Annotated in this window: 19 protein-coding genes; 18 read left to right on the top strand and 1 reads right to left on the bottom strand. The window is 47.6% G+C overall.

Annotation, left to right across the window (positions count from 1 at the left end; all coding sequences use genetic code 11):
• Nucleotides 1–9: 9 nt before the first annotated feature.
• On the bottom strand, nucleotides 10–828 hold the full coding sequence (comA, locus tag GCU39_RS13875; protein ID WP_152394069.1) for a phosphosulfolactate synthase: 819 nt from the start codon (nucleotides 826–828) through the stop codon (nucleotides 10–12).
• 164 nt (nucleotides 829–992) lie between these two features.
• Between comA and GCU39_RS13870 the strand changes: the two genes are divergently transcribed.
• The 18 genes from GCU39_RS13870 to xseB all read left to right on the top strand — a co-directional run bounded on the left by GCU39_RS13870 (nucleotide 993) and on the right by xseB (nucleotide 13,667).
• Nucleotides 993–1,259, top strand: a complete 267-nt coding sequence (locus tag GCU39_RS13870; RefSeq protein WP_152394068.1) for a YqhV family protein — start codon at nucleotides 993–995, stop codon at nucleotides 1,257–1,259.
• Nucleotides 1,260–1,335: 76 nt separating this feature from the next.
• Entirely contained in the window at nucleotides 1,336–2,337 is a 1,002-nt protein-coding gene (gene spoIIIAA, locus GCU39_RS13865) for a stage III sporulation protein AA (RefSeq protein ID WP_152394067.1), read from the top strand.
• Nucleotides 2,330–2,851, top strand: coding sequence for a stage III sporulation protein SpoIIIAB (spoIIIAB, locus tag GCU39_RS13860; protein ID WP_152394066.1), 522 nt, complete (start codon nucleotides 2,330–2,332; stop codon nucleotides 2,849–2,851). Before spoIIIAA ends, spoIIIAB begins: the two co-directional genes overlap by 8 nt.
• A 54-nt stretch (nucleotides 2,852–2,905) precedes the next feature.
• Entirely contained in the window at nucleotides 2,906–3,109 is a 204-nt protein-coding gene (spoIIIAC, locus tag GCU39_RS13855) for a stage III sporulation protein AC (protein ID WP_018755121.1), read from the top strand.
• Nucleotides 3,110–3,117: 8 nt separating this feature from the next.
• Nucleotides 3,118–3,507: a stage III sporulation protein AD gene (gene spoIIIAD / locus GCU39_RS13850; protein ID WP_152394065.1), complete on the top strand. Its 390-nt coding sequence runs from the start codon at nucleotides 3,118–3,120 to the stop codon at nucleotides 3,505–3,507.
• 18 nt (nucleotides 3,508–3,525) lie between these two features.
• Nucleotides 3,526–4,719 (top strand): stage III sporulation protein AE, encoded by a 1,194-nt coding sequence (gene spoIIIAE / locus GCU39_RS13845; protein WP_152394064.1) that lies wholly within the window; start codon nucleotides 3,526–3,528, stop codon nucleotides 4,717–4,719.
• A gap of 34 nt (nucleotides 4,720–4,753) precedes the next feature.
• Nucleotides 4,754–5,524, top strand: coding sequence for a stage III sporulation protein AF (spoIIIAF, locus tag GCU39_RS13840; RefSeq protein WP_152394063.1), 771 nt, complete (start codon nucleotides 4,754–4,756; stop codon nucleotides 5,522–5,524).
• 33 nt (nucleotides 5,525–5,557) lie between these two features.
• Entirely contained in the window at nucleotides 5,558–6,196 is a 639-nt protein-coding gene (spoIIIAG, locus tag GCU39_RS13835; RefSeq protein WP_152394062.1) for a stage III sporulation protein AG, read from the top strand.
• A gap of 29 nt (nucleotides 6,197–6,225) precedes the next feature.
• Nucleotides 6,226–7,041, top strand: coding sequence for a SpoIIIAH-like family protein (locus GCU39_RS13830; RefSeq protein ID WP_193726923.1), 816 nt, complete (start codon nucleotides 6,226–6,228; stop codon nucleotides 7,039–7,041).
• A gap of 141 nt (nucleotides 7,042–7,182) precedes the next feature.
• Nucleotides 7,183–7,671 (top strand): acetyl-CoA carboxylase biotin carboxyl carrier protein, encoded by a 489-nt coding sequence (gene accB, locus GCU39_RS13825; RefSeq protein ID WP_152394060.1) that lies wholly within the window; start codon nucleotides 7,183–7,185, stop codon nucleotides 7,669–7,671.
• A gap of 15 nt (nucleotides 7,672–7,686) precedes the next feature.
• Nucleotides 7,687–9,030, top strand: a complete 1,344-nt coding sequence (gene accC, locus GCU39_RS13820; RefSeq protein WP_152394059.1) for an acetyl-CoA carboxylase biotin carboxylase subunit — start codon at nucleotides 7,687–7,689, stop codon at nucleotides 9,028–9,030.
• Nucleotides 9,031–9,167: 137 nt separating this feature from the next.
• Nucleotides 9,168–9,575, top strand: coding sequence for an Asp23/Gls24 family envelope stress response protein (locus tag GCU39_RS13815; RefSeq protein WP_152394058.1), 408 nt, complete (start codon nucleotides 9,168–9,170; stop codon nucleotides 9,573–9,575).
• A 110-nt stretch (nucleotides 9,576–9,685) separates the two neighbouring features.
• Nucleotides 9,686–10,225: an alkaline shock response membrane anchor protein AmaP gene (amaP, locus tag GCU39_RS13810; protein WP_152394057.1), complete on the top strand. Its 540-nt coding sequence runs from the start codon at nucleotides 9,686–9,688 to the stop codon at nucleotides 10,223–10,225.
• Between the two features lie 13 nt (nucleotides 10,226–10,238).
• Nucleotides 10,239–10,469 carry a DUF2273 domain-containing protein gene (locus tag GCU39_RS13805; RefSeq protein WP_152394056.1) on the top strand — a complete coding sequence of 77 codons (231 nt, stop codon included), beginning with the start codon at nucleotides 10,239–10,241 and terminating at the stop codon, nucleotides 10,467–10,469.
• Between the two features lie 150 nt (nucleotides 10,470–10,619).
• Nucleotides 10,620–11,066 carry a transcription antitermination factor NusB gene (nusB, locus tag GCU39_RS13800; protein WP_152394055.1) on the top strand — a complete coding sequence of 149 codons (447 nt, stop codon included), beginning with the start codon at nucleotides 10,620–10,622 and terminating at the stop codon, nucleotides 11,064–11,066.
• Between the two features lie 111 nt (nucleotides 11,067–11,177).
• Nucleotides 11,178–12,035, top strand: coding sequence for a bifunctional methylenetetrahydrofolate dehydrogenase/methenyltetrahydrofolate cyclohydrolase FolD (folD, locus tag GCU39_RS13795; RefSeq protein ID WP_152394054.1), 858 nt, complete (start codon nucleotides 11,178–11,180; stop codon nucleotides 12,033–12,035).
• An 11-nt stretch (nucleotides 12,036–12,046) separates the two neighbouring features.
• A complete protein-coding gene (xseA, locus tag GCU39_RS13790) occupies nucleotides 12,047–13,405 on the top strand; it encodes an exodeoxyribonuclease VII large subunit (protein ID WP_152394053.1) in 1,359 nt (452 codons plus the stop codon).
• Nucleotides 13,398–13,667: an exodeoxyribonuclease VII small subunit gene (gene xseB / locus GCU39_RS13785; RefSeq protein ID WP_152394052.1), complete on the top strand. Its 270-nt coding sequence runs from the start codon at nucleotides 13,398–13,400 to the stop codon at nucleotides 13,665–13,667. The genes xseA and xseB overlap by 8 nt, the downstream gene beginning before the upstream one ends.
• Nucleotides 13,668–13,686 lie beyond the last annotated feature (19 nt).

Raw genomic sequence — 13,686 nt, 5'->3', positions numbered from 1 at the left:
CTAAATAAGTTAAATACTATAATCGTAGGATTGATGGAGAAGCTCGAACGTATCAGATCGCAATCCCCGTCTTAATGCTTCGAGCGACATGACCTCCTGAGGAGGGATGTTGCCTAGATTGACCTTGGGGCCTAATTTCTCGATGAGATAGAGCTGTTGACTCTTCAGAGGCGCTTCCCATAAGATCCAGTCCATATTCGGTATATGCAGCAGCGTTCGTTCAAATTCCTCTTCTTTACAGTCCCCTCGTTCATTATAGATCCCAACACCCATCCCAGACTCCCGTCCTTCAATGGTAATGAGTTCCGAACCTTGATCATGATCTTCCAAGATCGTATTTAACAACTCAGCATAATCAATCCCCTTGCCCGACAGTTTTTTCCCATATTCGGAGAACACACGAAATCCTCTATCGATCCCGCGCGAAATGAGTTCCGTTCGGAGCACGCGAGATAAATCGATTGTTCCGTCGGAGACCTCTACCCCTGTAAATCCTAAATCCTCAATCGTATCGAAGAAGGAAGGTACAACACCCTGCTGTACGGCAACTTCCAGAAAAGTTCCACCCGGAATCAAGCAGATGCCGTATTGTTTGGCGAGCTCAGCTTTTTGCCGAATGATTTCAGTGGGGTACAACGGGGAGGTACCGAAACCAAGCTTAAGGATATCAATATAATTGCCGACGGTATGCATTAAGTCCTCAAATGCTCTTGGCCCAAGCCCCTTGTCTATAACCATCGTTCTGCCGGTTGCTCTAGGTTTCTGCGTGCGTACATTGGAGGGATCCGCTAGACGGGGATGCCAACACGGACTTGTTATGACTTCCATAATCAACGCTCCTTCTTGTTGCCTGATTGAATTCATGCAAGCAATATATGCTGTCACCCCTAGTCATGTGCCTATTCCAAACTTAATTTCGACACGATTGTGTTGACCTATTTGAAGACAAGCCAGCATACATTAAATGAAATGAAAAGAAAGGGGAGTATGGGATGCTGAACAAGATTGTACTTAGTATGGCGACGCTTCGCGTCATATCGGGTTCGATTGAGATCATCGCCGCATTGTTGATGCTACGATTCAATCAAGTGGAGAAGGCGCTCATTGTGAATAGCTCGCTCGCATTAGTCGGACCGCTCGTCTTAATTACGACCACCACGATTGGATTCGTTGGGGTTGCGGAGAAGTTATCTTGGGATAAGATCGGTTGGGTACTGCTCGGCATTAGCTGCATTCTATTTGGAATCTTCAAAAAATAGGACGAGTTTAGGCATAAAACCTTCGTACAAGCATACATATGTGGTAAACGCTAGGACAACTATGGGGGTTCTTACGATGAAAAGTTCAACGTGGGTGTCTATTTTTCCAAGCAGTATTCAGGAGCTGTTACATAAGTTGCAAGAACCCATTCTTGATCGTGTCGAAGAAGTTCGTGTGCGTCAGGAACGCCCCTTGGAATTGAATTATGCAGGGCAGTTCCATTATGTAAGTAAACGTGGAGTGTTAACGGATTCGCCAGATGAGGGATATAGACCAACAAGAGAAGATGGCAACCGGCTCCTCGACTTCATCACAAACCATTCTCTCTACACGATGGAAGAAGAACTCCGGAAGGGGTACATCACGATTCAAGGTGGACATCGCATTGGACTAGCAGGACGAGCTGTTCTCACGAAGGGGCATGTCGATCATTTGCGCGATATTACAAGCTTCAATATTCGGATCGCCCGTGAAATGCAAGGCGTTGGCGATGCAATCATACCCTATCTCCTCGATTTTAGACACCAGACGGTTCATCATACGCTGATCGTATCACCGCCCCAGCATGGAAAGACAACATTGATACGAGATCTGGCTCGGCTCATGAGTACGGGGCAGTGGAGACATCCAGAAGCCAAATGGAAAGGACTCAAGGTAGGCATTGTCGATGAACGATCCGAGATTGCAGGTTGTATGAAAGGTGTACCGAGCTTTAATGTCGGCCCAAGAACAGATGTGCTCGATGGCTGTCCCAAAGCCGAAGGCATGATGATGATGATCCGCTCGATGTCACCGGATGTCATGCTTGTTGACGAGATTGGTAGGCCAGAAGATGCTGACGCCATTCGTGAAGCGCTTCATGCAGGCATTCGCGTGATCGCAACCGCGCATGGCGGTGAACTGGAGGATGTGCTTCGCAGGCCCGTACTGAACAAGCTGATGTCGGACGAACTCTTTCAGTCTTATGTCGTACTTCGGCGTTCCGGCCGTGGCATCAGCAGACGATTCTATGACGCCAGGCGAAGACTTCTACACCCCGAAGGACTAGTTATGAAGGGTGGCGGGTTGGATGGTTAAATTAATCGGCGCAATCTTGGTGATTGTATCCGGAACGTTATTCGGTTTCTATCAAGCAGCGCAATTCGCCAATCGACCGAAGCAGATTCGAGCTTTTATTTTGGCGATGCAGCGACTCGAGACGGAAATCCTATATGGATTTACGCCGCTAGCCGATGCACTGGACAAAATCGGGCAGCAGCTTTCAGACCCGCTGAAGTCGATTTTTACAGAAGCAGCGAGGCGACTCACGGATCATCGGACGAGTCTCACGGCGCAAGAGAGCTGGCAGCTAGCTGTTGAAGAACAGTGGAAACATACCGCGATGAAACAAAGTGAGAAGAATATCATCTATCAGTTCGGCTTCACCCTTGGAACGAGTGATAGGAACGACCAAATCAAACATATTCGCCTTGCCATCAATCAGCTGCAGCATGAAGAATCAGCGGCACAACAAGAGCAAGGACGTTATGAGAAAATGTGCAGGAGCCTCGGTCTTCTCGCCGGAGCATTAATCGTTATATTGATCTACTAACAATCTACTTCCACTTCCAACAGAGCGAAGTAGATTTGGAGAGGTGCCAAAGGGATGAACATAGATGTAGGCGCAATTTTTCAAATTGCAGGTATCGGCATCATCATTGCAATGATTCATACCGTGTTGAAGCAAATGGGCAAAGAGGATATGGCGCATTGGGTGACGGTCATCGGATTCGTCGTCGTATTGTTTATGGTCGTTCGGCTCCTCAATGATTTATTTCAAGAGATTAAGACGATCTTTCTCTTTCAGTAGGTGATGAGATGGAAATGATTCAAATGGTCGGTCTTGGACTGATCGCTACGGTACTTGTTCTGATTGTTCGAGAGCAGAAGCCGATGTTCGCTTTTCTAATCACCACCTTCACAGGCATCGCGATATTCTTGTTCCTGATCGGGAAGATTGAAGCGGTCATTCAAGTGCTGGAAGACTTGGCCGTACGCTCGGGGATACAACTTGTCTACTTGAAGACGATTCTGAAGATTATCGGGATTGCCTATATCGCTGAATTCGGGGCACAGATCGTGAAGGATGCGGGACAAGAGAGTATTGCGAGCAAGATTGAGCTTGCTGGAAAAGTGTTGATTATGGTGCTAGCCATCCCAATTATCAGCATCATCATCGAGACAGTCATTCAATTGCTGCCGGCGTAAATGAATGGAGATGAAGCCATGATCCGAATAGGTGAAGATCATACGAAGCTGCGCATGGTATTAATCTTCATGTTTTGTTTCTTCATTAGTTGGACGACCCAGTTGGTGGCGGCAGCACCCATGGATGGACTTGTTCAGAGTCAGGCTCAGGATTTACCGACAGGAGAGATCGAGCAGTATTGGGATAAGTTGATGAAGCAGTACGGAGGATTTTTCCCGGATCAGCAGTCGCCCAGCTTCATGGACATGCTCCTGCCTGAAGGAAAAGGGTTTAGTCTGAAATACGCTTTCCAAGGCTTGCTGAAGTTCCTCCTTCATGAAGTGATCTATAACGGCAAGCTGCTAGTTACCATCGTGATTCTTACCGTATTCAGCATGATTCTCGAGACGCTGCAGACCGCATTTGAACGAAATGCAGTGAGTAAGGTCGCTTATTCCATTTCGTACATGATCATAATCATCATCGCGATTAATAGTTTTAATGTCGCGATTGGATATGCGAAAGAAGCCATCGAGAGCATGATTCACTTCATGATGGCGATGATTCCTCTGTTATTCACGCTTCTCGCCTCCATGGGGAACGTCGTTACGGTATCGGTCATGCATCCGCTAATTATTTTCATGATTAACACGGTTGGAACCATTATCTATGCGGTAGTCTTCCCTTTGCTCTTCTTCTCGGCTGTCTTACACATTGTGAGTACATTGTCGGATAAGTATAAAGTTACACATCTTGCGAATTTACTAAGAAACGTTAGCGTAGGCTTGCTCGGAATCCTGTTAACCGTCTTTCTCGGTGTGATCTCTGTCCAAGGGTTTACAGGTGCGGCAGCAGATGGCGTTACGATCCGAACGGCCAAATATATTACAGGCAACTTCGTTCCCGTCGTCGGCAAAATGTTCTCGGACGCTGCGGACACGGTCATCTCCGCATCCTTGCTCGTGAAGAATGCAATCGGTCTTGTAGGCGTCATTATTATCTTATTCCTCTGCGCGTTCCCGGCGCTCAAGATACTTACGCTGGCGCTCATCTACAACATATCCGGTGCCGTGATGCAGCCGCTGGGCGATAGTCCGATCGTGACCTGTCTGCAGACCATTGGGAAGAGCATGATTTATGTGTTCGCGGCGCTAGCGGCTGTCGGTCTGATGTTCTTCCTGGCGATTACGATCATGCTCACGGCAGCGAATGTGACGGTGATGATGCGATGAAGCAGGACAGATGGCCTCAAGGAGGCGATGATCCATGATGGAATGGCTCGGGGGATGGTTGAAGCAGATCATATTCATTATCTTGCTCGCGACATTCATCGATCTGATACTACCGAATCGGTCCATGCAGCGATACGTCAAATTAGTGATCAGCTTACTGATTCTAATCACGATCATGACCCCCATCATGTCGATATTCCGCAACAGCTTTGCGGATCAACTCGCAGAGAATTACACCGAGATAAGTGAGCGGACGAGTCAAGGAAGGAAGTTCGTTGGTGTAGATCAGATTATGCGTGAGGGGGATCGGCTAAAGCGCAAGCAAGAGGAGAAAGTGATTCAATCCGTAGAGACACAGCTTGCCGCTCAGATCAAGACACAGATGGAAGAGGAGACGGGAGCGCAGGTCGCTAAGGTCCAAGTGAAGATCAGCAACTTAACGCAGTCGAATAAGGCTTCCACCTCGAAGTCAGAGCAGACGGATTCTGAACTGGAGAAGCCGAATATTCAATCGGTTGAAGTTTATTTTGATCCTAACTCGAAGCAAGAGGTGAAGCAGCCAGAAACAAGAGATCCGATCGCTGCAATGAAGCCCGTTGAAGGTGTGAAAGTGGATATTCAGATCGATCCAATTGGAACCCAAGCGAATGAGGCGACGCCAGTGCAAGCCCAGCCAATGGAAGCACAGGCAACGCCAGAAGAGCAAGCGCTTAGCGATCATGCGGTAGCCATCCTCAAGACGAATTGGGGCGTCGCCGCGAATCGAATCAATATTTATTTGGGGCAAGATACGAAGCTTCATTAATTGGAGAACTGAAAAAATTGGAGGTGAACATGAATGGCAAAATGGCTGCAATCGCTTGAGAAGTGGGTCGGCGGTGGACCTGGGGGGACGAAACGGGTTCAGACCTTCCGCTGGCTGCTCATTCTCGGATTAGTCGGAATCGGACTGCTCCTTTTCGCAGCCTTCAATCATATGAATGTCAAGCAAGTAGATTCCGTGAATGAAGGCAGAGAGCCGCCAAATGAACAGACGACAGCAGTCCCTGCGCCAGAAGATCCATCCTCGTATGCCTCGATTGAACAGGTCATGGAGAATCGAATGAAAAACATTCTGGAGACTATTGTCGGTGTAGGCGAGGTAGAAGCAGCGGTTACGATTGATTCAACAGAAGAGATTGTGTATCAAAGGCAGATGAAAGATAGTCAGCAAGTTACGGATGAGTCGGATCCAAATGGCGCGAAGCGTCATGTCACACAGTATTCACGAGACGGCGAGATTGTAACACTCGAAGTATCAGGCAACCAGACACCGGCGATCGTGAAGAAGGTAAAACCGAAAATTCGAGGGGTTGTCATTGTAGCAAAGGGTGCGGAGAACCGCATTGTTAAAAATTTAATCATTGATGCCATTGAGAAAGGCTTTAGCGTCCCTTATTCCAAAATTTCAGTTGCCCCGCGCAAACAAGCGCAATAAAGATAATAAACCTTAGGAGGAATATGAAAATGAATACAAAAAGACAAACGATTTGGCTTGTAAGCATGCTTAGCATTATGGTGGTACTATCGGCGTATTATTTGTTCACAGAACCGGCAAGCACGAACACTAATACAAATAAGGTAGCGCAGAACGGTCAAGTCGAGCAAACGAAGAAAAATGCTACAGAAGCGAGTTTAAACGGAACGCCGGATAGTCTGACGGAAGTGAAAGTGGATGAAGTAACAGATCCGAATCTGAATGCAACAAAAGATGCGAATAAATCTACAGAAGGCACGACGACAGATAAGGGCAAACCAAGCGAAACGGATGCAACGAAAGGAACCGACAAAGCATCGGATGCAACGAAAGGAACCGACAAAGCAACGGATGCTAAAGCTGGCGATGCAGGAAAAGCAGCGGACAGCAAAGTGCTCGCCTCCGATAAGACAGATGAAGCGATTCTCGATGAACTGAGCAAAGAAGGAGCGAGCTCGGTAGATACGTTGGCAGCGGTACAGCAACAACGCAATCAAAATTACAGCGAGCAAATCGATAAACTCCAAGCGATTGTGAACGACATGAGCAAATCTCCTGACGAGTCCATGAAAGCAGAACAAGAGATGTCCGCGATCGAGAGTCAAGAACAGAAGATTACAACCTTGGAAGAAGAGCTTCGCAAGCAATTCGGAAAAGCTGCGATTCAACTCGACAATGATAAATTCAAGGTTGTCGTAGCCAGTGATCAGTTAGAAATTACGGAAGCGGTGCATATCGTCGACTTGCTCGTCAAAGAATTGAAAATTACACAAGACAAAGTGAGCGTCCAACGCGTCGCTCCATAAATTGGAAGGTTTATGCGAAGAGTCCAGAAAAACTGGGCTCTTTCCATTTTAAAGGTTTATGATATAATACTAACGGTATAAGTGTCAGGCTGTACCGGTTATTTCCAATGGGTCAACAAAGCTGAAGGAGTGAATATATACATGTTTAAATTGAGCGAGATCAAAGAATTGATCAAGTTGATTGATCAGACATCCGTTCAGGAGCTAGAAATTGAAAACGAAGGTACACGACTTTTTATTCGCAAACCAGGTAAAACCGAAGTTGTCAATGTTCATGCTGCACCAATTCAGCCAACGTACCAACCGCAAGTTGTTCCAGCAGCAACGGCTGCGCCAGTAGCTCCAGTTCAAGCTGAAGCTGCGCCTGTAGCACAAGAGACGAATAGCAATCTACATAAAATTGTGTCACCGATGGTAGGAACTTTCTACAGCGCCTCCAGTCCAGAAGCGAGCGCATTTGTAAGCGTTGGCGACAAGGTGAAGGAAAAGTCGGTTGTATGTATCATTGAAGCGATGAAATTAATGAACGAATTGGAAGCAGAAGTTAAAGGCGAGATCGTTGAAGTGCTCGTGGAGAACGGTCAATTGGTTGAGTTCGGACAACCTCTTTTCTTAGTGAAAGCCGAATAAAGGGAGGCCTCGAACATGAAGTTTCAGAAAATATTAATTGCTAACCGCGGTGAAATCGCGGTTCGTATTATTCGTGCAGCGCGTGAGATGGGAATATCGACCGTGGCTGTCTATTCCGAAGCGGATCGGGATTCGCTGCATGTTAGATTGGCTGATGAAGCCTATTGCATAGGACCGACGTTGTCCAAAGACAGTTATTTGAATTTGGCGAATATTATGAGTGTTGCGACGTTAACGGAATGCGATGCCATTCATCCAGGATATGGATTTTTGGCGGAGAATGCAGATTTCGCGGAGATCTGCGACTCTTGCAACGTGACGTTTATCGGTCCATCGCCGGAAGCGATTAGCCGTATGGGCGATAAGGCTGTAGCAAAGCAGACCATGAAAGATGCGAATGTACCGGTTATTCCAGGTTCGGACGGATTGATTCAAGATTTAGATGAAGCGATGATGATCGCTCGCGATATCGGCTATCCTGTTATTATCAAAGCAACGGCAGGCGGTGGCGGTAAAGGGATCCGTCTAGCGGAGAATGAGGAAGCCTTAATTCAGCAAATTACGATGGCACAACAGGAAGCTCAGAAAGCTTTCGGAAATGCCGGCGTTTATCTAGAGAAATTCTTAACAGGCATGAAGCACGTCGAGATTCAAATTATGGCTGACAAGCATGGTAACGCCGTACATCTTGGCGAACGGGATTGCTCCGTACAGCGTCGTAGACAGAAGCTCATCGAGGAGGCGCCTTGTGCGGTGCTGACGCCTGAGGTTCGTACGAAGATGGGTGAAGCAGCGGTTCGTGCAGCGCTGGCCGTGAATTATTCGGGCGCAGGTACACTTGAATTCTTGCTCGCTCCGGACGGTGAGTTCTATTTCATGGAGATGAACACTCGGATTCAGGTCGAGCATCCGGTAACAGAGATGATCACAGGCGTGGACCTGATTAAAGAGATGATCTCGGTAGCGGAAGGCAACCCGTTGTCGTTTAGCCAAGAGGATGTTCAGATCCATGGATGGTCAATTGAATGCCGTATTAATGCGGAAGATCCAGATCGGAATTTCATGCCTTCCCCAGGTCATATTTCATTCTATCTTCCACCAGGGGGTCTAGGTGTTCGTGTGGATAGCGCCGCTTATCCAGGATATACGATCTCGCCGCATTACGATTCGATGATTGCGAAGCTTATCGTATGGGGAGAGTCACGCGAGGAAGCCATTGCGAAGATGAAGCGCGCACTCGGCGAATTTGCTATCGAAGGGATTCATACAACGATTCCATTCCATCAACGCCTACTTGAACATCCGAAGTTTATTGATGGCGATTTCGATATTAAATTCCTTGAAGAATACGAGGTATAATCGCGAATTATACAGGCTTTAACGCAGGCAGTTGGATAGGCCTAGGTTTGTCATAATTCCTGCTAAATGATATAGTATGTATAATAAGATGCGAAGATCGGAACTGCATCGCAAACTTATTGGAGGTGCTTACATTCATGAATATGATCCCTATGGATTATGAAAAGACAGATTTAGGCTCGATTCAAATTGCGCCTGAAGTGATTGAAGTGATCGCTGGTTTAGCAACAGTAGAGGTTAACGGCGTAGCTGGAATGAGCGGAGACTTTGCAGGCGGCATTGTTGAATTATTAGGGCGTAAGAACTTATCCAAAGGTGTTAAAGTAGAGGTAGGTCAACGTGAAGCTGCGGTTGACGTATCAATCATCGTGGAATACGGTCATCGCATTCCGGAAGTATCCGCTGAAATTCAACGCAGCGTGAAACATTCCATTGAGATGATGGCGGGACTGAATGTTGTTGAAGTGAACGTACATATTCACGGCGTGCATTTTAAGACAGCAGAGAAGCCTGAAGAAGAAGAATCACAACAAAGGGTAAGGTAATTCAGCCATCCTCGGCAACCTGTTGGACTGAGTCACCTTTTACAAATGGAGAACCCCGGGCCGTATATGTGTCAGGGGTTTGCTCTAATTTTAAGGAGGCATGCATTTGCATGATTAAAATTTTGGACAGGCTCCTGTTATTCTTCTATAGCATCGTCATCGGAGCCGTTGCCGTCTTCACGCTGCTCTACGCTACAAATGTAATGGATCGCTCCTTGCTAATGGATACAGAGTTATGGCTTGATAACGTGGTAACCGCGGCTGCGGCTGTCATCATTCTAATTAGTCTCCGGTTCTTCTATATCTCGATTCGAAGAGATCGCACAAATCACCAATCAATCGATCTGCGTAATGAACATGGCGACATTCATATTTCGATGGAGACCATCGAGAACTTGGCGCTCAAAGCGGCATCCAGAGCTCGCGGGGTTAAGGATTTGAAAGTGAAAATCCGTGTCTCTGAGGCTGGGCTTGAACTGATCGTTCGCACGTTCGTAGATGGTGATACCTCAATTCCAGAATTGACCGAAGAAGTTCAACGTCAAGTTCGCGAGCATGTTACGGAGGTCACTGGCATTCCCGTAGCGACGGTATCGGTGTTCATCGCGAATATTGTGCAGTCACAATCTTTTAAGTCTAGAGTAGAATAGAGGTGATTTTCCGATGTTGAAGCAGATTTGGGAAAGTCACGGGGGACGCATACTCGGAGTAGCAGCAGGGATCTTTCTAGGATTGATTTATTTTATCGTTGGTTTTTGGGACATGCTGTTCTTCGCCTTTATTATTTTTATTGGGTACACCTTGGGCAAACAACGAGATTTGAAGCTGGGCAGCTTATTTCCATGGGCTCGGATGTGGGAATGGCTGACGGGCAGATGGAGAATGTTTAAATGAACCCTGTGAGCGACTCCTAATTTTATGACTCCGCCTTCCTTGGAATCGGATTAGGAGCAGTTCATAGGTTTTTTTATATCACAACCGTCCCATACTAGGATAGAGCGGGGATGGCAACGTGAAGACGATTATAACTTTTGGAGGAACAATATGAAGCGGCGCTTAGCGAGAGAAATTACAGTACAGAGCTTATACCAAATGGAAATGAATGGTGTGGCTGCTGAAGAAGCCGTAGCCATGGTGCTTACGGAAGTGAAAGAAGAGAATGAGACGGAGATCGAGATTCGCAATTTCAGCGAGATGAACACGTATGTGTTGAGTCTTGTTCACGGCACGTGGACGAATAAAGAACGGATCGATCACCTGCTCTCCGAATATTTGAAGAACTGGCAGATGGACCGTCTATCGCGTGTAGATCGTCAAATCCTACGCCTTGCATGCTATGAGATGGTATTCAGTGAAGATGTTCCGCCAAAGGTTGTTGTCAACGAGGCGATTGAACTCGCCAAGCATTTCGGTACGGATGAATCCGGTAAGTTCGTGAACGGTGTTCTCGGGAAGATGATTCGTGAGCTAGAGCAGATTAAAGCCAATTAATTGGCTTTTTCATTGTGTAAACAAAGTGTGAGCAATACAATTTTCGAAGGCTTTGTTGACAGATCAAAAAAACCAATTGATTCGCGATTGATATGAAGGGGAGAGAAAACCATGACAGCAGTAAAAATTGATGGTAAAGCCGTATCCGCGTCCATTCGAGGACAAATTCAAGAAGAAGTTGTTGGTCTGAAGAAGCAAGGCATCGAGCCGGGGCTGGCAGTTATCCTTGTAGGGGAAGATCCAGGTTCCAAAGTCTATGTCGGCAGTAAAGAGAAAGCATGCATCGAGTTGGGTTACTATTCCGAGGTGCATCGTTTGCCTGAATCAACGACAGAAGAAGCGCTGCTTGCGCTGATCGATACATTGAATCATCAAGCGAATATTCACGGGATTCTCGTGCAATTGCCGCTGCCGAAGCATATTCACGAGAAATCAGTCATCGATGCGATTGCCGTGGAGAAGGATGTTGACGGGTTCCACCCGATTAATGTCGGGAATCTGATGATTGGTGACGATAGTCTCTTGCCGTGTACTCCTGCGGGTGTCATCGAGTTGATCAAACGTACAGGCACCGAAATCGCAGGCAAACATGCAGTTGTCATCGGACGCAGCAATATTGTCGGCAAGCCGGTATCGATGCTGCTGCAACGTGAGAATGCAACGGTAACGATGTGCCATTCCAGAACAGCAAATATGCGAGAAATTACGAAACAGGCGGATATTCTTGTCGTGGCAATCGGACGCGCGAATTTCGTGGATCACACGTACATGAAGCCAGGTGCGATTGTGATTGATGTCGGGATGAATCGTCTAGACAATGGTAAATTAGCAGGCGATGTTGATTATGAAGATGTGCTCGAAGTGGCTGGCGCCGTGACGCCGGTACCTGGAGGCGTGGGTCCAATGACCATCACGATGCTGATGCAAAATACACTGATCGCGGCTCGTAGAGCACATGGTCTGAAGTAAGGATGAAGTCAATGGCGGGAGAGCGCATATTATCCATTAAAGATCTGAATCGATATATCCGGATGAAGCTCGAGTCCGATGATTTGATGCAGGACGTCTGGATTCGCGGAGAAATCTCGAACTTCACCCACCATTCAAGCGGTCATATGTACTTCACATTGAAGGATGCCGACAGTCGGATCAAATCGATTATGTTTGCTTCTCATAACCAGCGTCTGGCATTCCGTCCGAAGGAAGGGACGAAAGTCATCGCACGAGGCAATGTATCGGTCTATGAACGAGACGGTCAATATCAATTCTATGCGACGCATATGCAGCCCGACGGCATCGGGAGTCTCTACCTTGCATATGAGCAGTTGAAGAAGAAGCTGGATGAAGAAGAATTATTCGCGGCGCATCGGAAGCGGCCTCTGCCGAGGTTCCCTAGAGCGATCGGGGTCATTACATCGCCTACCGGTGCGGCCGTTCGAGATATCATTATTACACTTCAGCGCCGCTATCCTTCCGTGCCGATCCTCCTCTATCCTGTACTCGTGCAAGGAACGCAAGCAGCGCCTTCCATTGTAAAGGCGATTGAAGGGATGAACCGATTGCAAGAAGCCGATGTCTTGATCGTCGGCCGTGGCGGCGGTTCGCTTGAGGAGTTATGGGCATTTAATGAAGAGATCGTGGCGCGTGCCATATATGGATCCGCGATTCCGATCATTTCCGCTGTGGGGCATGAGACCGATTTTACGATTGCGGATTTTGTGGCCGATTTGCGTGCGGCAACGCCTACGGCAGCTGCAGAGCTTGCGGTACCTCATCATCAGGAGCTCAGGCAGCATTTTCGCCGTCAGGAGCAGCGGTTGGAGCATGCGCTAGCGATGCGAATGCAGCAAGAACGCGAGCGACTGGAGCGGTTGAGACGTTCCCCGTATTTCGTCCATCCGCGCAAATATTTGCTGCAGCACGCGGAGCGACTGGATCGGCTGACGGAACAGCTTCATTATCGCATCCAGGGGCTACTTCGCAAGTCGGAGGAGCGATCTTCGAAGCTGCAGCATCGTCTTGTGAGACGCAATCCGCATGAACAGGTGCTTTTCGCACGGAAGCGGGTGCAGTCGGAGACGCATCAACTTGTACAATCGATGCAGGCGATGCTCAAGGAACAGAAGCTAAAGCTCATGACAGGGATGAAGCAGCTCGATGCGCTGAGTCCTCTTAAGGTCATGCAGCGTGGATATAGTCTTGTCTATGATGAGCAAGAGAAGCGATTGATTAAATCGCTGGCGGATGTGCAGCCAGGGGATATGGTACACGTGAAAGTGAATGACGGACAACTGGAATGCCAAGTATGGTCAATGAAGGGAGAGGACAAGGATGGCTAAGAAAGCCGAGAAGGAAGCTCCAGTAAGCTTCGAAGAGGCGATACAGAAGCTGGAATTGATCGTCGAGGAGCTTGAGAGCGGGGACGTGCCGCTCGAGAAAGCGATCGAGCTGTTCCAAGAAGGCATGATGATGTCGCAGCTATGCGGCCAGAAGCTCGAGCAAGTGGAACGGAAAATCGAAGCGCTGGTGGAAGAGAATGGGGAATTCCGCAAGAAACCTTTCACAGGAATAACCGATGATGCGGGGGATACTGTTGGCTAAGTTACATGAGACAGAAGAC

The sequence above is a fragment of the Paenibacillus guangzhouensis genome (assembly GCF_009363075.1).
Taxonomy (GTDB): Bacteria; Bacillota; Bacilli; order Paenibacillales; family Paenibacillaceae; genus Paenibacillus_K; species Paenibacillus_K guangzhouensis.
Note: the sequence above shows the minus strand (reverse complement) of the source record. Positions and strands in the feature narration are given on the sequence as shown.